We start from the raw sequence: 20,044 nt of genomic DNA on the forward strand, positions 1-20,044 counted from the left end.
TTCATGCGAACCATCGAGAACAGACGCTCAGAGTTTACAAGCGACCGTCGTCCCCCTGTCCTTTCCCTGGGGCAACTGAATGGTTTTCTTCACGCCGTTGATTTCCAGCACCAATGAATCGCGTTGTTGTGTAGGGTCGCCACAGAGTATCCGGTACGAATCGCCCTGCCGCTTGATGCAATAAAGTCCCGGAGTGAGGACATCTACCCGAAGGGAGGCTTCCAAAGTGAACGTTCCTTTCTCCCACGCTGCAATCCACCAGGCGTCTTCCTTGGCCACGTGCACCACCTGCATTTTCTCCGTATTGACCATTACCTTGAAGTCGTCTGTAGAGAAACGCTCCACCGCCTTCCGGTCGGCCTGGGGCAGGATGTAATACTGATAGGAAGCTCCGCTCGGACGAGTGCCATGATTCCTATAAAGGCTGAACACTTTCCCTTCTTCTGTCTGCTCCCTATAAATCTGCATGATGTCGTTCCAACGGCCGCTCCTTTCTTCCACCTCGGCCACGCATTGTCCCTCCGGTATGATGTATCCCTTTTGGCCATGGAGCAGGCGGAGGCCTTTCCCAGCAAACGTCTGACGGGTGGGCAATTTCTTCCATGCGCCATCGGTCCATACCTCGGCCTCATCCGCGGCCCAGCACTGCTCTATCGAGGTGGTCACCGGCAACAGGCTGTCCGACTGTATGCCACTTCCCAAAACGACCAGCGCTTCGGGAGTAAACAGGCAATACTTACGGACGGTCAGCCCGTCACGCTTCAACTCCATCACACTCAGTCCCTGCTTTCCGTCCGAAATGCCTCCGACAAAGTCCGACCCGTTGCCGGGATAGTATGACTTCTTCAACACAGGTACGGCAGCATCGCTCGCATACGTCGTGACACCCGGCACTTTTCTCCAATCCCACACGGGGAAGATATTCAGATACTCCCGCCCGCTACCATAGACGAACAGGGCGCCGTCTGCCAGATAATATCCTTTCTTATTGTCTCCATTCATGCTCTCTGTGCCCAGTACGCGCGTAGAAGCCATTTTCAGGGAAGCCATCCAGGAGGGTTGCCTCATGAGGGTATAGTCGGACTGCCAGAAGTGCTTGTGCCCCACCAGCGTATTCTTCTTCGGGCTGAAGCAGTTACGCGTCATCCTCTCGGCCACTTCATTGCAGAAACGGTTTTTCCCGCCTCCCAACTCTACGGCGGCAAAAGCTGCTCCCAAAGCCTTATGCTCGGGTGCCGACCGGAACAGCTGACGCCCTAAAGCGCTGACGTCCATATTGCCTTTCCAGATCACCCACTGATAGCCCTTGTCGAGCAACGAGCCGATGATGCCCAACTGTTCATCCGAAAAAGCCATCGAGGTTCCAGCAAACAGGCCGGAGAAAAGGCTCATGCTGCTGATATAGGCCAGGCCATAGTTGCCGAACTGTTGCTGGGGGCCATGCTGATGGAAGCTCCAGTCGTCCTTGATGCCTTCCTTCTGCCCTGTACGGATTTCCGACACAATGGTATCCCGCGCCTGTTGAACCAGAGCCTGGTCATTCTCGAGCAAAGCCCGCATCATCACATTGCCGGCCAGCCATACCTTGTTCTGCCCCGTCATGCCAAACCGCGAATCTTTCATCAGTTCGACGGCCTGCTTCCTTTCATCGGCCGTCAGATGTTCTTCAAACAAAATGAAGGCTACACCCAGCGTACGCGGCACACCAATCTGATTGTAGTACCAGTTCGGGCATTTCAGCTTTTCCTTGAACCAGAATCCCAAAGCAGCGTGTACGGCCCGAATCACCTTTTCCGCCTGATAATACTCACTGTTTTCATCCTGACAGGCTTTCACCAGGCCCAAAATGCGTTCAGGATGCAGACGGGGCTCCCAACCCGAACGGGTCTTGTCGGCGTAATTGATATCCGTCCAGGCCCCCTCCTCATTTTGCTTGGCAAGCAGCTCTTCAATGAAAGCCTTACTGAAAGGAACCCGCTGCTGAAGTTCCATCACCACTCTGTCCGATACGCCAAAACCCGGCGGATTGGCCTCCAGTCCCTTTTGAAGTCCGTCTGCCAAGGGCGAACCTGTGATGTAGACTTTCTTGAAATTTTCCTTGATTTTCAGCAAATCCCCTGTTCCGCTGTCCGCCCAAGAAGCATGATTACAACCCAACAGAGAACAAACAACCAGTAAAGCAGCAATGATACTTATCTTTTTACAACACATACCTATTATATTGTTTTTATACTATTGAACCACACATTCTTTTTACTCAGTCCTCCTTCTTTATCTACTGGATATGTTCATGAATAGGCTGCAGATTATCGGCCAGTTCAGAATAAGACCGGTCGCCATACACAAGCGCCGCCGTCCGCAAGACATCCTCCATCGCGTCGACTTTTGCCTTGCTTATTTGCTTCCACGTCCATACCTTTTCTTTTTTCAGGAAAGGGACAAACCAGTCGATCATCGACTTCAGATACATCTGTCCGTCGTGCGTATAATGCCATAAATCCACGCCTATTTTTTCTCCCATCTTCGCCGTAAGGATAAAGCCTTGCAGGTTCATCGTCGCATACCCCCAAGAGTTCGTCCTTTCCAGTTCGTGCGGTTGGCTTCCATCTTTAGCTACCTGCTTCTGCAGACGTTTCTGCGTTGACTCCACAATCAGACGCTTTGCCTCGTCCACCTGCCCCAAGAACAGATGCATAGCCACGCACTGGGTATCATAATAAGTTCCATGATTGTTGTGTGCCTTGCTTTCATCGATCCCATACGGATGGGTCTGCAACCAGTTCAGGTATTCCCCAACCCATTGCTTCAGCCCCTCATACACATGTTTGTCCCAGCTTTCAGCTCCGTGCATCAAAGTAATCCCTTCGAGCAAACGGCCCATAAATCGTGTCTCAATGATTCCGATGCCCCGCCCTTCACAGATGCCCGGAATAAATTGCCCGTATTTCAAATTGGGATTCATGCGGGTAGCCGGATTCACAAAAAAAGTGTCTACCAACCCAAATGCTTTCTTTGCATACCGTTCGTCATTCGTGTAATAATAGGCATTTCCCAAAGTAAAGACGCCGTCTATCACTTTCGACAATTGGCTGGCATCCGAATACTTGTTCCTTTCCGGATTGCGTTCTCCATCCCTGCGGACATAAGGCAAGCCGTCGGCCGTCTTCGGATTAGGCCACCAATAAGGGCCCATACTGATATAATCATGCTTATCGCCACTGGGCGGAAGAGCTTTCTTATAGGTAACCGAATAAGGTCCTTTCTTCAGCTGTTCATCGGCCCGTTTTATCCAACCGTCCCTTTCACTCCGGCCGGCCTCCGTAGCACGTACTTCCTCCATCCGTTTCATATCCAGGCTCAGATATCGGTAGGATTCCTGAGCCGACACCCACCCTGCACAAACGACAGATAGTAGCAACAATAAAAATCTTTTGTTCATAACGGACTTTCCGATTCTTTATATTTATTACTTCTTTGCTTCGAATTCAATAACAACACTCCTCCCTGCGTATTCGGCTTGAGGCATCTGGACTACCATCTCGGTTACATCAGACAAAGCATTGTATTCGCAAGATGAAAGCAATGCTTTATCAACAGGAAAGCAATGTCCTTTTACAGACAACCGCATGGACGGCAGCTTGCGAGTAGGGTCGGACACCGCCAACGAACGTATTTTTCCCCGCATATCAAAGTGCACCATATACAGGCCGGGCGTATTCATTTCAATCGAATTCCCTTTTCCACAATCCAACCGACCGGCTTCATAGCACACGGCATAAAGGAGTTTGCCGTCCCGACGCTCCACCGCCTGCATTTGACGGGTGTTCGACAAAATCCGCACAGGAGCGTTTTTCACATAACGCGAAAGACTTTCCCTATCGACATTCGGAACCACATAGTAAGCATATTCCTCTCCACGCGGATACTTTCCATGGTTGACCAGTAATTTGAAAACAGAGTCCGTGACGATTGCCTTGGACGAACTGGTTTGTCGGTTCACGTTGGCCCAAGCTCCTTGTACCTGTCCATTCTGCACTTCAACATGCTGTGCGAAGGGGAAAACATAGCCCACACAATCATGCCAGACCCAACGAAGACAATCAGAAGAAAAACGGCCTGAAGTCAATACATTCCTCCCATCCGATGCTCCGACCATCACCTCGCCTGACAGGCGGCACTGGTTCACGGTTGTCACAATCGGGAATTCGGCCTCCGATTTGATGCCCGCTCCCAAGCAAACATACATGTCGTCAAAGAAGAACCAGCTTTTTCTGGCATACAACGGATTATGAGGACTGGAGAAGTCGAAAGCCACAGCTCCGTACAAGCCATCCGTCACACCGCCTACAAAATCCATTTCCCCCTTTTTCTGTATCTCCTTCTCGGAGGGCATCTCGGCCAGGCGGACGGTTGTAGCACCAGGAATGCATGACCAGTCGTAGACAGGGGCCAAATTTACATATTCTTCCCCATCCAAGGACAGGTAGTTAGTACCGTCCCCTCTGAAATGGTTCTTCAATCCTTCACCGTTATAAGGTTCCTCCATGTTTCTGTTTCGGGAAGAAAACATGCGTACCGACGTATAGAAATGAGGACGTTGGAATACAAAGTGTTCACTCTGCCAGAAGAACTTGGCAAACGAAGCGGGCGTATACTTCTTCCCTTCTCTGGCCTTAACCACATTTTCCAGTTCTCCATGTCTGTAGGTGGTAACTTTCATCAGTCGTGAGGGGGTGACAGACGAGAAAACCAGTCTGCCATGTTTTCGCGTAATATCCCTGTTTTGAATGCCCGGATCTTCTATCCGACCACACACCATCTGCTTGCAGATACCATCCAGATAATAATCGACCGCCAGTCTGACGGCCTTTTCCGAAAAGGCGTACCTGGTGCCATATACACTGGAGGCCCACTCTGCAAAAGCATCCACGTAGCCCAATCCGTATGACAACGTATTGTTGACACGGTCTACACGATGATGAAAGCTATAATCGGCCTGTATCCCTCTTTCCGTCGGTGCCACCAGTTTGATTTCACCTTCAATCACTATCAGCACCATTTTCAGTTCTGCCTCGTCCCGACAGAACAAAGCCGTCTTGGCCTGCATGCCGGCAATCTTGATACGGTCGCCACTGGGTCTGGCTCCCCAAGCGTTCAGGTTGGCCCGCCGGGCTATAAGAAGCATACCTTTCTTCTGCTCGTCCGTCAAGCTTTCATCCATCACCAGCAGCAGGGAAATGAAGAAGTTGGGCGTACCGATCTCGTTGTGCCACCAGTTCTCGCAACGGAAATCGTGTGCCAGCCAGTACTTCAAGGCCAGATCGAACTTCTCGCGCAACCGCTTATCTCCCCGAAAAGGCGAATCCGTCTGCCTGTAGGCACGTGCCATCAGCAGCAGATTGTCCAGATGGATGGTATGGCGGAAACCAGTACGGGAGACATCTGTATAATCAATTCCTGGCCAAATACCGTCAGAGGTCAGGGTATTCATGACCTGTTTGACTCTTTCAGCATCTACACGTGAAGACAGAGCCTGCTTGACAAACAAGCGACGTAATACTTCCACATCATCAGTTGCCCATAAATGTCCTATGCTCCAAAATGCAACCAGCAAAAAACAAATAAAAAGTTTAGCTTTCATAGGAATATAAGAAGTTCTATTCAAAAATTTCATCAGCAGCCTGATTATATACAATCTCCTTTTTCAGATTCAACCTCCCTCTAATCCGTTCGTTTTTTATCTTAACAACAATTGGAACATTAGACCGTATCAATAATCTTTCATCAGAATATTCTAGTGTAACATCTCCTTTCATCCCCTTCTCACATGTTACAAGAAAGTCATTGTTCTCCACACACTCCCCATTTCCCAAATAAAGAATGTTCTTCTCCTTGGTCTCGGCAAACACAGCTAAATCTCCCATAAAAGTCTGGCCACCCTTTATTTCAGCTTTACCTTTATTGGAATTGCCAAAGATATAGACTCCTCCTTCTTTATCTTTCACTTTAAGGGCTGTAGCCGCCGAGACAGATGAAATGGGTAAACGTTCAACCGAATGGATGATACCTCCCTCTTTTACAGAAGTCGGTTCATACACTACCATAAACGGTTCTTTCTCTGCCGGCCCTTCCATCCGAATCGAAACCAATGGAACTTTCTTCGTCCGATAAGAAGACATAGCAGTTTTCGCCTCCAATCCCAATGCCGTAAAATAACTTACCCCAGAAGTAGCAGGCATCCACATATGCATATATCCCGAGCCAGCAGGTAGATGTTCTACAGAGAATACTGCATGTACACCTTCCTCAAACATCCCTGACGTACGCACAGAAGTAAAATAGCGGAAGCCAGGATAATCCTTGCCAATAGTAGGATAAGAGTCCACAGAAGACATTTTAATCATATTCCCTGAAAAATCAGATAGTTCAACCTGTTCTCCGATATTATGATAAAGATAATCATTGCAAACAGAATGGTCAGAACGGTAAATATCCACATAAAAGCCATGTTCGTTATCTACACGAAAAATAGACATCAAGCGGTTCTGATTAGTTTTAGTAAAACCTTCGAAATATTGTGTATATGTATATGAAATCTGATCTGACAAAGCTTTACAACCTACTTCTGGTTCCATAGACAATAATTCTATTTCGCCAATATCCTTTTTACCTCCAGATCCCAAAAACGGTTTAAGAGAATACGAAGTTCCCCCAGCAACAACCGTATTGTGTGCTCCCCATTGCGTATAATAATTTACATGTAAAGGATGCTCATACGTAGGTCCGTTACCTGGATCAATCCCCATAACCGTACCTTTGCCGTACAACTCCATACTCATACCATTGGAGTGATTATGATTATAAGAAGCACCCTGTACAACAAACATCAGACCGTTTTTAACATCCATTCCATTACGTTGCAGATAACAAGAGGCAAAATCCAGTTTTTCTGAACGCCTCCATAAACTATCCGATAAAGAAACACCTTGAGGTAATTGAGGAAGATAACAGAGCAATCCCGTTATTCCTACTTTAGAACGATCATACCCAACGCGGGACTCAAACAAACAGGCAGCACCTATCAAATCTGGCAATACTGGCAGTGAATATTTTTGTGCCATCTTAATCGCAATTTCAAGACATCCCATACTTTGCATCGGACGTCCTGTATCTCCAAAAGCAGAAGCCGTCATATCCGGGAAAGAATATTTCAACATCACATAAGCCGCCTGCAACAACACTGGATATTCTTTAAACACCTCATAGCCATTATTTTCCAACATCATTGCCGCCTCCATTAATTTGGATACAGGATAATTATGATACCCGCCAGGCTCTTTCCAATGGCCATCGGGGGTAAACCAGATTTTTGCAGCTGAAGGCAAAGATAACTGTCCACATCCATTTGAAACTGTATCATTTTTCAGATAGAATCCCAGATAATAATCACGTTTGGACTTATCAGACAAAGACAAAGCCGCAGCCACCAATGTAGAACTTTCTGCCGCGAACCAGTTATTCGTAGCAAATCCACGGAAAGACAAAGTCCAAGCAATGCGTTCGAATACCGTATCATAATTCTTCAAAGAGTATTCCTTTTCCAACAAATAAGGGTGCAAGAAATCATACGCCAGAATCAAAGGCTTGGAGTTCTCATCACCTAATGTCTGAATATTCAGATAACCGACTCTTCCCGGTCCCTCAATCGGATATTGCCAAACAGCAGCATTCACCCATTGATTCAAAATATCAGCTGCAAATCTAGCGTAAGACTCATCCCCAGTAAGCCAATAAAGAACTGCTGCCTCGTAGGCCAATTCATTTATTTCCCCATTTATTTTAGACACATACTGTTGCGGATCCACCATTTCAAACTGTTTTGTAGAAGGATTCAACAAGTTCATGTTCATGGAAGTATCTTGAGGAACAACATCTTCGATCTTAGGAGCCACATAAGGCTTTCCTTCCGGCGTAATGGGAGTACGCTTATGCGAAGCCACACGAATCGTAGGAACAGGTGCATCCCCTTTATACTCCACCAACCTCGTTCCCTCACGATCAGATACAAAATGAGTATAACGTTTTCCTGGTACCCTATTCATAAGATAGCGGTCCAGAATCCAGTTCGGATCTGTTTTATGCCGCTCTACGTACACAGCCAAACGTTTTTGGACCTCCTCGAAAATCGAATGAGCCCATTGTTCCTTCTCTATTTTATCAAGCACAACAGACTTATCATCATCGTGTACAAGAATATGAGGATAATCGCCACCCATAATATAAGAGAATGGACTGATCAGAATAATAAAAGACAATTTGAATCTATGCATCTTTATCAGCTATATTATACTTATTTTGAATGATACAATCGTCCGCTTCTAATACGCAATTCCAGCTGCGCCTCAAACAAAGACTGTGGCAAAACTGTTTTTCCTTGTTCTACCCAAACACCATCTGGCCTATCTGTATTATTATGTGTCCCTGTATTCTTAGTGCCTTTAGTTCCAATACTATAATTTTTGGCTGAAACCCATGGACTTTGAACACAAATTCTTTTAGCTATACAATTCCATAAATACTGATTGGCTCCTGCCCAACCATGGCCAGTTCCCCAATTTCCACGATCCTGTACTAGTATATCTCCATCACTATCTATATTATCATATAACGTTCCTACATTCCAACGCTGATGAGGTCCTGTATCAGCATGGGCATTTCTTATTTTTATATTAGCAAATACGTTGGGACCAACACCTTTAGAACCTGTAACACAATCATGACGTCCATGAGACGTTTCACAATTCCGAACTAAACATGCTGAAGCGTCTGATATCAAGAAAGAATAAAGTCTGCCACCTTCACGTTTTGCGACACCATCCAAACACTTACAATTTTCAATTGTAACAAAAAGAGATTTATCTCTAATTTCAGCCAGTCCATAGGCAAAATAACGAGAGGTGACATTACGAATCCAACTATGCTCCGTCTTAGTTATATCTACTGCAGTCCAACTATGATCCTCATCATTAAAATATCCAGTTTTATCCTTCTTAGTTTCATCGAATTCACTAACTATCTGCATATTTTCTATTCCACAATGACTTAAGCGACCTTGTATTTCTGATTTATAAACAGCGCCTCCACCATATTTCTTTTCCATAGCCATTAGAATCGGGTTATCAAAATGGAGTGTATCACCTATTATTCGTATAATAATACGCTCATAATCCAAGTTATATCCCTTGGCAGTCCAATTAGATCCACTATTGTCCCCAGGTGCATATATTTGATCCATCCGTAAATCATGAATCCAGTTATCTGTCCCAGGACGGAATATAGTCACATGATCTCCTTCATGGAAATCCATTACATTGTTAACAGTTACCCAGAAACGACCAACAGGTACATAATCATCTTTTATATTATATGCCGCAGGAGCAGAAGGATTAAGCTGTCCACTTCCTTTAATATTAATCAGTCTATGATGTTCGTCTCCATCCTTCACACCTGCTGCGATTAATTTAGTACCATTTTCATCATTTCCCTCACCACGTAATACGATTCCACTATTTTGTATATACAACTCATGCTGGATACGATAAATACCACTTTTCAACAATATAGCTCCCCTGAAATCTCCATTTAATGGCATAGCCGACAATTCATCAATAGCCTTTTGTATCAGAGCTGTAGCATCCTCGCTTTCTCCAGGAGACGTCAAGGTTATTTTCACAGGTACACCCTCTGGTATTGGGACTTCACTTCCCATATACCCAACATGGCTAAAGTCAGGTAAGGTTGTACCGAATTCATCTTCCAGTAAGACCAAATCAAAACTAGTCTCGACTTGTGGATAAACAATAGAAGAAGTCATGAAATCCTGAATAACAGTTATATCTTCTTTAAGTCCTGCTGCCGTAATACGAATCATTGCCACCCGTTGACGAGTTATAGAATTGGCATCTACCGTTACAACAAGAACATCATCTGTACCTTCTTTCACATCAAATTTTACCCAGTTTGTCATAGATGTTACCACCTCTGCTTTCCACTCAACATTACAATCAATGTTAATTTCCTGAATACCCCCCTCCGCTGTAAACTGCAGTGAACTTGGCCGTAGCTCCAATTCAGGAACAACACTCTCCTGTTCTATTCTCAGTTCGCTCTTTTGACTACCACTGGAAACTAGAACCGTAGCAATACGCTTCTCGCCGGTATTATTAGCAGCAACTTTTATGATAAGCATAGAACGATCAGATACACAAGTACACCAATCTGACCCAGCAGTCACTTTGACTTCCCAATCTCCAGCTGAAGTTACATTCACACTTTGTTCTCCACCCTCCGGTCCAAAGAATAATGTTGTTTCCCCTAACTGTAATGAAACATTATTCTCTACATCATCCGAACAAAACGAAAATATAATAGGAATAAAGAGCAATACAAGACACAGCAAAAAACTAGAATATTTTATTCGAACACACCGCATATCAGTAACCTCATTTAAATGTTAAAAATAAAAGAAGAATGTACCTACAGCAAGTAGCCAATATGGTACATTCTTCTTTTTAGTTACAAATCAATTAGACTTTGAAAAGCTGCGTAAACCTTCCGCAAAACCTGCATAAACAGGTTTACGCATATAATCTTTAGACCATAATCCTCTCTCATCATCAACAATCTTCTCTTTCACAATTCCTCCCCACTGCTTTGCAGGAACTTGTTCTGCATAAGTAGACAACACAAAGGTGTAAAAATCTGACATCTTTTTCTCTTGTTCCAACGTACGATTCGATGCAGGAACTTCTATACCAGCCACATCTACGATATTCATATCAAGAGCTGATATACGAATCAACTTACCAGTTGCTGCCAACTGTGCAAAAGCGTTTTTTATATGTTCTTCCTGAACCTTTTGAGCAGCTTCATCAATCATATATGTCAAATGCATCGTTGTTGAAATACCGTCTATAATCGTTTTATTATCACTTTCCCATTGATTAATCCAATGTATCAGACTTTTCAATCTATCAGAATCTGCAATCAGATCCGTTTCATTTATATACAGATTTAAATTTTCAGGACCATACCGACGTGCCAATTCTACAATTATCCTTGGATAATCCGCTCCTAAATAATCTCCCCAATAAAAATCAGAGTCATTTCCATTACTAACCGACTGTAAATCATAGTAACCATCACCATCCATATCAACCGAGGCCAAGGGTTTATCTATTACATTCCAGTTAGGCACTATATCTTTTGAAACTTCCATTAAGCCACCAATCCATTGATCCATAGCCCAGATTAAAGTATCCTTCTTTTCTTCAGGAGTCTGAGGAATACCACCTGCTATCTCATAATACACAGAAATATCATCAAACCAAATTGTACCATCAACCTCACCCACATTCAAATAAAAACGATAAATATTACCTGATACGCTTGGGCAAGAAACTGTAACTTCTTTCCATTCTGTAGAAACATCAATATTTGGAGTAAATTTTCCAATTGCACTAGAACTTCCATTTTCTCTAAATTCCGACGATATTGTACAATTTCTGCTGGCCTTTACTTTCAGGTTCAAATAATAAGTTGTATTTTCTACGGCAGGAATTTCTGGCGAGAATTGCACAACCGTTTGACCTTTCGTAGCAGCATAACCGCTGCCAACTATAATCTTATATCCTTTAGTCCCATTATAGCCTTCACCGTCAACAACTTTCCAGAAATTACCATGATTCTTTATCGCATCTCCCCAAGCGCTCCAATTCCCTCCTTCTATGGTCAATCCATTCTCAAAATCAGTCTTCACCAGATATTCTTTTTTCATAGCGGAAGAACGAGTCTGAATTGTTTGCTCATCAGGCAATGGCTTATCAGCAAGTAAAGTATTCAAATAAGTCACATTTTGATTCTCAGAACTACAAATAGCATGTCCAAAAACAGTCATATTTACCTTTTGGGCACTTTCAAAAAAATTCTTCATCGACTGAAAATTCATACTCCCATCATTCTGAACACAATCTCCATGCCACATACCGCTAAGAGGATATAACTCATTAAAGTTCGAACCTACCAAACCATAAAGTATTTCCTCTTTAATAATATCTGAAGTATTTACTGCAGCTCCTACACTAACAAGAGAAGCATCATCTACATAAGATCTTAAAGTAGAATATTCATTTAGATATTCATATTTTATAATATCTTCTGGTTTTTCCACCTCAAAATCCGCCCAATTGTTTTCTGCACAAGAGGCAGATATACCTAATACAGAAACCACATATAATAAAGCTTTATAACTCTTCATGTTTCAATCTTTGAATTAGTTATTCTACATATTTCGGTGTAAATTCTTCTGGAACAACTCCCCTTCTCTGCCAAACCAAAGTATCTTTAGTAGCAACTTGCTTAACTTTAAAATCAATCTGATAATCCAAATAGAGACCATCTCGATCTTTATTCCCCCATGCAAGTTTTTCAGAATCTTTTAAATATTTACCAGACCCTGTAGCCGTATATTGACTACTAGCAGATGTTATGGCACATTCTCCTTTTTCATTAAATGTCAGCAATAGATTACAAGTTAAATCTGTGGGAGTTCCGGCTTCATCAACGTGCTTAACTGTAACCGGGAAAATCACTGAATTCAAAGTTTGAGTCGTAGTCGAACAAATTTCATCCTTCTCCACATTAGGCTGATGACGAACGACTGTTGTTGTCTTACCATTTTCTGTTATCTTATCAATGCCTCTACGTAAATAATACGCATGATAGGGATTAATATATTTCACACAATAAAGAACATAATCCATCGGCTTTACGTCCCAATATGAAGAATTAGTACGTACAGGAGTATCACCCTCAATGAGAGGTACACCTGACAATATACGATCTGCACCTGTCTGATTCTTAATAACAACAGGTATTACGTATGTGTTCTTTAGCGCAGCCGGATCTGCAAAAAAAGCATCAGTCAACTGAACTTCTACACCTCCCTGATGTTCACCATTAAAATAGATTTTATTATCTGCTAACGAGTAATAATTCTCTGGCATCGGAAGTACACTAGAACCATCTTCGAAAAATAAATTATCACACAATGTATTATCTACAGCGATATCCAATTTAATATCACGCCCTTCATAGGCTCCACCCATCGTAGCATAAATTTTACATTTATGCTGATTATCCAAACTTGTGTCATAATTATCCTCACCTAGTACAATAGTACGTACAGGATATTGATAAGGGAAGTAGACAGAAACTCCACCTTCATAATCAGGAAAATCGATGTCCCAATTTTTACATGAAAATAAGGTCAGGCACACTCCGCCTGTCAACAATATCAATAGATTCTTAAGCATTTTCATATCTAATCTAAATTTAATGGATTAATTTACCAACCTGCATTCTGTTCCAAACTATTATATTTCTGAGTTTCACTATATGGAATAGGACCATAATACATATAGTCTTTATATCTACGTTCTTCTGCATCAAAAGGCAAATAAACTAACGAGCCTGCTCCTTCTACCTTCTGAATTTCAACCCCCTCTGCAGTTTCATTAAGTTCCTCAAGTCCAACCTTCCAACGACGTAAATCCCAAAAACGGAAATTTTCAAAACAAAGTTCCAAACGACGTTCATTACGAATCAATTCACGCATTTTATCCTTATTATTTTTGGCTTCTTCCAAATAAGGATCACCATTCATCACACCTATACCAGCTCGTGAACGAATCGCCTTTATTACATCATAAGCAGAATAATTATGTGCTCCCTTACCTAAAGGTCCCCAAGCCTCATTGGCAGCCTCTGCATATGCTAAGAATATTTCCGTATAACGAATAAATGCAGTATAGTGCTTTTGCGTACTTGTTGAATTGGGAGTAAGATTAATATCTGAACGTAACTGCTTACGCAAATAGTACCCTGTACGAGTAGACTTTCCATTCTCTCCATTCAAACGGTCTAAATTATCTCCGTAAACACCCGTTATAATAACACTATTCTTCACCCCTTGTGTTTCACCATTCACCAATACATAGGTTTTCAATCGAGGATCACGATTTTCATACGGCTGAGTGGAGTCAAAAAATCCACGAGGATCATCTATAGGGTACCCATTTGCCATCGGGAAAGCATCTACCAAGTTTTGGGTCGGATTTACTCTTCCTTTTCCATAAATTGAAGGAGGATAATTATCTGCTTCACGAGTATTATTATCCGAGATACGACCGCGCCATAGAATTTCTTGTGGATTATCACCTGCAGACAAGTTAGCAATCTCATTTACATTTGTGTACCAAGTCCACCCATCCATATCCATACCAGAAACACCTCCAATACGATCGAGTACTATAGCTGCATTATCGGCTACATTTTCCCACGTAATTCCAGACCCCTCACTAAATGCAGGACTAGCGGCCATCAATAAAAGTTGAGTCCGAATAGCTTCAATTATACGATTACTAATTCTCCCCTTCATATGTTGGCCAAAAGCACGATTATAGCTTTCAACATTAGCACCTTCCTGAATATATTTCTCAGGAATTTCATTAACAGAAGATACATCTCCAAAGTCTAGAGGCAGTAACTCCATTGCTTGATTCATATCAGCCAATACCTGTTCTACGCATTTCTGATAGCTATCTCGTGGTTTATTAAAATCTGAGCTAGCATCTTCTGCTTCTAAATGTAAAGGTACTCCTAATAGTTCTCCGCTGCTAGTTTTTCCGGCATGAGTTTGAAGCAAGAAAAAAGTATGCAATGCACGCATGGCATAACACTCTCCTTTATAATGCATATAAAACATTTTATTGGCAGATTCATCTTCTGCCCAAGTAATTTGGTCAATATGCTTTAAGACCAAGTTTATATTTTGTATTGCATAATAATGTTTTTTCCATCGGGATAAAGGGTCGCTATTAGAAGCCCAACTTCCTGTTGCCATTTTAAGATAACTATTATTAATATCGTTTGAAACAGCATCGTCAGTTGCTAAATCACTCTGCGGAGCAGTAGTATATGGCAATAAAGCATAAGCTTGCCCCAAAATTCCCTGCGCAAAAGTTGGCTGGCTATGCATCATGTTTTCATCATATATATTTTCCAAAGCTGGTTCAAACATGTCATCGCACGAACTTAGCAAAGGGATACAAAACAGCAATATTATCAGTTTACTTTTCATATTTCTTGTAATTTTTGATTTAGAAAGTTGCTTTTATACCCAAATTATAAAAACGAGTTTGAGGCGCTGAACCTATATTAGTTTCAAAATGTTCCCGTTCCTTCGAAATAGTCAATAAGTTTGCTCCACTCACATAAGCAGAAAGAGCATTAATTTTCTTTCCACGCAGCATTTTCTTAGGAAGATCATATGTCAACTGAATTTTGGCTATATCAAAACGACTCTTATTACATAACCAAAACGTTGAACTCGTAAAATTATTATTTCCATTTCCTGTAGTTAGACGTGGATATGTGGCTGTAGCTGCCGTTTCGGGTGTCCAACGTCCACGTACTACTTTTGAATATTTATCTTCACCAGATATCCAATAATAATCTTGATTATTTTTAAGAAATTGACCTCCTATATATCCAGTCCCCAACACAAATAATGTAAAGTTCTTATACTTAGCAGTCAGATTAAGTCCCATTGTGAAGGGTGAATTAGATTGTCCCAAAGCTACTTGGTCTTTTGAATCAATCACATTATCATTATTCTGGTCTTTATATCTCAAATCACCAGGTTTAGGGACTCCTCCACCTAAAGTTGTCTGAGAAGGAGCAGAAGCTATCTCATCCTCTGTATTAAAGAAGCCTAAGCATTCATATCCCCAGATAGTACTTAGCTCTTTACCTTGGCGATATTGATAAGTATATTCATAATTACTATCGTCTCTACGAGTTGCTTTCGTCACATAATAAGTACCATTGATACCTGCTGAGAAATCCACCTCACCCAAACGAGTCTTATAATTTAACGAGAAGTCAAATCCCATTCTACGATCATTATTATAATTAATATAAGGAAGAATATTTTGCTCATCCGAATAATCAAAATAACTTGGGAATAAATTGGAGGACTGTATAATACTTCCTTCAAGAGAATTAATAAAGAAAGAAGCATCAGCTGTCAATGTGCGATTCCACAAAGAAGTCCGGACATTTGTAGAGAATTCCTTTCGTTTAATAAATGTCAGATCTTCATTACTTCCTCGTAAAGCATAACTCAATTTCATGCTACCACCATCATACCATCCCCAACTAGATCCAGCTAAATTATAACCACCTTTATACATGTAATAGTCAATTCCTATATCCGTATTCAGAATGCTACCACTTGCACTAATCATCAACTCATCTACAACAGAACCTTTCAAGAAATCTTCTTCAGCTAAATTCCATCCAATAGTCAATGATGGAGAAAAAGCATTACGATGTCCCTCTGCCAAACGGGCTGAATGAATCAAAGAGCCACCGAACTCTGCATAATATTTATGTTGGTAATTATACGAAGTTTGTATGCCAAGATTTGCATTACAAGTTCGGTGATATTCCCCAGAGAATGTCTGTTGAAAACCGCTGACTAATAACATTGCATCCAGTTGATGACTTCTATTAAACACTCGATTATAATCAAAATGTGCATTAAAAGATACCGTTCGGTCAGAAACGCTACCACTAATATTCTGTTTCCCAGAATTTTCATCATTAGTAGCACTCTTTTCTAGACCAATAATCATATCCTGTCCATTGTAGTTTCCCCAAGTGGGAATAAAGGTTGCATATTTTCGATCATACTTCGTATTATAGGAAGTGGCATAATCCATCGAGAATTGTGTATGAAATGATAAACCATTTAGCACTTTTCCTAAATCAATATTTACACCTGCATCAAATTGGAGATTACGTTTCGTAGAACTACTCTTACCAGCAGCATAATAATCGGCAAATACATTTGTCAAATCCTGCTGGGTTCCTGCCAAGAAATATTTTCCATCAATAATATTATTGGAAGTCTTTAACAAATCCCATATGGCTGTAGCATTAGGATCAATCATACTAAGCGGAATCAAAGGAGATATACGGTTAGGGCGGAATGTAGATGCCAACTCCCAATAATTTCCTCCGACAGTACCTTTTGAATTAGCAAAAGAAACGTTAGAATTAACATAAGCCGAAACAAACTCATTGATATTCACATCAACATTGCCACGCACGCTAAACCGATCATTCCGATTATATTTACCTTGGCCAAAATTCATTTGACTACCATTATTAAAATAACTAATGTTCGCATAGAAACGAGCACGTTCACTTCCAGCCGTAAGCTCTGCAGTAACATCCGACCGGTTATAAGCCTTTCGGATATAATCCGACGAATAGAAATCAACATTCGGATAACGATAAGGATTTATTCCCGTACTCGAATAATAGATCTCATTAGCACCATACTTCGGTTCCAATCCATCATTCTGAAGAGCCTCATTATAAAGCGTCATATATTCAGCAGAACCTAAATATTCTGGATAAGCTTTAGCTACATTCCAACCCGTATTAGCACGTACATCAATCTTCAATGAAGAAATCTTACCACGCTTGGTTGTTACAAGAATAGCACCTTCGGCAGCACGGCTACCATAAAGTACCACGGCCTGAGCCCCCTTTAAAAAAGTAATGCTTTCGATTTCATCAGGCTTCACAGAACTCAAATCACGTGGTGCACCATCAACCAAAGCCAAATAGTCATTTAAGCCCCAAAGAAGACTATTATGCCAACCACCTACAAATGCCTGCATATTGTCCAATGTACCAGTATAATAATTCTTCTCCATCAAATCTTCTACATTAACAACCGATACACCTCCCAATCGATCTTTAGATGCTATTTTACGATAAGCAATTTGCATTTCTTTATTATCAGGAATCACCAACGAATCTCCTATCAACTCATTGTCACTTTGAGCTCCTATTGGATTCCATGCAGATACCAACAACAAAGATAATGAAAGAAGTTTTTTATGTATATGTTTCATTTCTGTTCACTTTTATAGTTAATACATTACCAGCCAGGATTTTGTGGGAATTCCGGATACAAATACACATCATCATTAGGAAGAGGAAGCCAGTAATGCTTTACTCCATATACACGTTTAAGAATTACTTCTTCCCTCCAATTGGCCACACGAGCATTACGAGGATCATTATTTTCAAAGAAATCATCATCCTCTAAACGATCAAATTCTTGAGATGTTTTAATATTATAAGGATACTCTGTCAAAAGTAACCATCGCTGTAAATCGTTAAAACGAAAACCTTCGAATGATAATTCTACAGCTCTTTCACGACGAACTTCATCCATGAATTTATGCGGATCGCTTACGTAAGATGCAGCAACATGTCCCGCTCCACAACGATCTCGAATAACATTAATTACCTCTTCAGCTGTTTTACTAAAATTACTAGCTTTATAAGAAGCCCCACTGATAGCAGCACCTGCTTCTGCATACATTAGATAAATATCAGCCAAACGCATATAAGAAGCATGCGTTTGGAATGCTTGAGCATCCGTATAAGCCAAATCATGTTTATTTGCTGTATGAGGAACTAATTTATGAATAAAATAGCCGGTACGACTTCCTAACACAACATCCCTCATCTTTCCATTTGTACTCAATGTACAATATGTGAAATCATAATCCGGATTATCCTTCGTCAAATTCTTATTTAAGTATTTGAAACCATCAAACATAAAATCATGATAAAAACGAGGATCGCGTCCCTTGAAAGGATGTTCTTTATCAAAACCAGAATTAGGATCATCCAATGGAAGCCCATTAGCCATACCATAATAATTCACATAATTAGCAGTAGGCATTTTTATGTTATTACCTCTGACACCTAAACCATTCATTTTAGGACCATATTGAGTTACAAATCCCCATAAACTTGTATTATTTGAACTCAACAATCCTCTAAAAATGGCTTCGGTAGTACCTGGCATTTTCCAATTCTGCTTAAGAGTATAAAATACATCCGTATAACAATTTGCCGCAGACTTAGATTTCTCATGATCATAAATATTATCATATTTAAATTCTGCAAGTGCATACTGAGTTTGGCCACTTTCTACCAAAGTCAACAATTCTCCAAATGCTTCAGCTGCTTTTTTAGCATAATCCTTATTATAATCGTAAGTTTTTGTTCCCCCCAGTTGGGCTCCATGTTCCATCAAAGGGCTAGCAGCCCACAAATAAACCCTACCGAGATAACCCAAAGCCATAATCTTATTTATACGAAGGTCATTTTTCCCCAAAGTATTTTTCCCAACCTCTGTATCATCCCAATTTATTGGCAACAAATCGGCTGCACGACGAAAATCAGCAGCGCATCGATCTGCACACTCTTGATACGACAAGCGAGGCAATTTCAATTCTTCAGAAGGACCAAATGTTCTATCGACATAGGGTAAACCACCTACCCATTGTATCATTTCTTCATGCCACCAAGCACGAAAGAAATATAATTGACCTTCAATCAAATCCCGTTCTTCTTGAGTTGCATCCACCAACTTGTCCAGATTCTCCAACCCTAGGTTTGCCTTACGTATACAATACCAAGCATTTTGCCACAAGGCCTGCAAACGTACCTTATTATGTCCGTCAAGTCGTGTCGGATCCGATTTTGAGTTATAAAGCCAAGTTTGATTATCATTCAACCACTGCCGGAAATTACCCAAATCAAATTGATTCGTAATTTTACTATCACCCCAACTGACATTTTGAATCTCATCTTCACCGAAATTATGATCTGCAGTACCTCCTCCTGCTTTCTGCTTATCAGGTATAGCATTATACATTTCTTCAATATATCCTTGGAAATTGAAGAAATTCTTAAAAGCGTCATCACTTGAGACTATAGCATCTACCTCCCTGTCCAAATATGCCGTACACCCACTGAAAACAATGGAAGAACAGGCGAACGAAAACACATATAATGATCTAGCAAATAATCTTTTTATTTCCATACT

Annotated in this window: 10 protein-coding genes; all 10 read right to left on the minus strand. The window is 41.3% G+C overall.

The annotated features are described in order from the left end of the window. Positions 1–27: 27 nt before the first annotated feature. The 10 genes from RDO88_RS00875 to RDO88_RS00920 all read right to left on the minus strand — a co-directional run bounded on the left by RDO88_RS00875 (position 28) and on the right by RDO88_RS00920 (position 20,041). On the minus strand, positions 28–2,211 hold the full coding sequence (locus RDO88_RS00875) for a polysaccharide lyase family 8 super-sandwich domain-containing protein (RefSeq protein WP_307757550.1): 2,184 nt from the start codon (positions 2,209–2,211) through the stop codon (positions 28–30). Between the two features lie 64 nt (positions 2,212–2,275). Continuing rightward, positions 2,276–3,439, minus strand: coding sequence for an alginate lyase family protein (locus RDO88_RS00880; protein ID WP_307757551.1), 1,164 nt, complete (start codon positions 3,437–3,439; stop codon positions 2,276–2,278). Between the two features lie 27 nt (positions 3,440–3,466). Then, positions 3,467–5,566, minus strand: coding sequence for a polysaccharide lyase family 8 super-sandwich domain-containing protein (locus RDO88_RS00885; protein WP_307757552.1), 2,100 nt, complete (start codon positions 5,564–5,566; stop codon positions 3,467–3,469). A 91-nt stretch (positions 5,567–5,657) separates the two neighbouring features. Beyond that, entirely contained in the window at positions 5,658–8,330 is a 2,673-nt protein-coding gene (locus tag RDO88_RS00890) for a hypothetical protein (RefSeq protein WP_307757553.1), read from the minus strand. A 20-nt stretch (positions 8,331–8,350) separates the two neighbouring features. Then, positions 8,351–10,459, minus strand: a complete 2,109-nt coding sequence (locus RDO88_RS00895; RefSeq protein ID WP_307757554.1) for a BACON domain-containing protein — start codon at positions 10,457–10,459, stop codon at positions 8,351–8,353. A 123-nt stretch (positions 10,460–10,582) separates the two neighbouring features. After that, entirely contained in the window at positions 10,583–12,316 is a 1,734-nt protein-coding gene (locus tag RDO88_RS00900) for an endo-1,4-beta-xylanase (protein WP_307757555.1), read from the minus strand. A gap of 19 nt (positions 12,317–12,335) precedes the next feature. After that, a complete protein-coding gene (locus RDO88_RS00905) occupies positions 12,336–13,379 on the minus strand; it encodes a DUF5627 domain-containing protein (protein ID WP_307757556.1) in 1,044 nt (347 codons plus the stop codon). 26 nt (positions 13,380–13,405) lie between these two features. Next, positions 13,406–15,199 (minus strand): RagB/SusD family nutrient uptake outer membrane protein, encoded by a 1,794-nt coding sequence (locus tag RDO88_RS00910; protein WP_307757557.1) that lies wholly within the window; start codon positions 15,197–15,199, stop codon positions 13,406–13,408. Positions 15,200–15,218: 19 nt separating this feature from the next. Beyond that, positions 15,219–18,050 (minus strand): SusC/RagA family TonB-linked outer membrane protein, encoded by a 2,832-nt coding sequence (locus tag RDO88_RS00915; RefSeq protein ID WP_307757558.1) that lies wholly within the window; start codon positions 18,048–18,050, stop codon positions 15,219–15,221. A 26-nt stretch (positions 18,051–18,076) separates the two neighbouring features. Continuing rightward, a complete protein-coding gene (locus tag RDO88_RS00920) occupies positions 18,077–20,041 on the minus strand; it encodes a RagB/SusD family nutrient uptake outer membrane protein (RefSeq protein ID WP_307757559.1) in 1,965 nt (654 codons plus the stop codon). Between the last annotated feature and the right edge of the window lie 3 nt (positions 20,042–20,044).

It is taken from the genome of uncultured Mediterranea sp. (assembly GCF_902493215.1).
In the GTDB taxonomy this organism is placed as follows: domain Bacteria; phylum Bacteroidota; class Bacteroidia; order Bacteroidales; family Bacteroidaceae; genus Bacteroides.

What these genes read in the sequence shown, in the direction of transcription:
- RDO88_RS00875 (WP_307757550.1), bottom strand. Translation starts at nt 2,211, where the DNA reads ATGTGTTGTAAAAAGATAAGTATCATTGCTGCTTTACTGGTTGTTTGT.
- RDO88_RS00915 (WP_307757558.1), bottom strand. Translation starts at nt 18,050, where the DNA reads ATGAAACATATACATAAAAAACTTCTTTCATTATCTTTGTTGTTGGTA.
- RDO88_RS00880 (WP_307757551.1), bottom strand. Translation starts at nt 3,439, where the DNA reads ATGAACAAAAGATTTTTATTGTTGCTACTATCTGTCGTTTGTGCAGGG.
- RDO88_RS00910 (WP_307757557.1), bottom strand. Translation starts at nt 15,199, where the DNA reads ATGAAAAGTAAACTGATAATATTGCTGTTTTGTATCCCTTTGCTAAGT.
- RDO88_RS00900 (WP_307757555.1), bottom strand. Translation starts at nt 12,316, where the DNA reads ATGAAGAGTTATAAAGCTTTATTATATGTGGTTTCTGTATTAGGTATA.
- RDO88_RS00920 (WP_307757559.1), bottom strand. Translation starts at nt 20,041, where the DNA reads ATGGAAATAAAAAGATTATTTGCTAGATCATTATATGTGTTTTCGTTC.
- RDO88_RS00890 (WP_307757553.1), bottom strand. Translation starts at nt 8,330, where the DNA reads ATGCATAGATTCAAATTGTCTTTTATTATTCTGATCAGTCCATTCTCT.
- RDO88_RS00905 (WP_307757556.1), bottom strand. Translation starts at nt 13,379, where the DNA reads ATGAAAATGCTTAAGAATCTATTGATATTGTTGACAGGCGGAGTGTGC.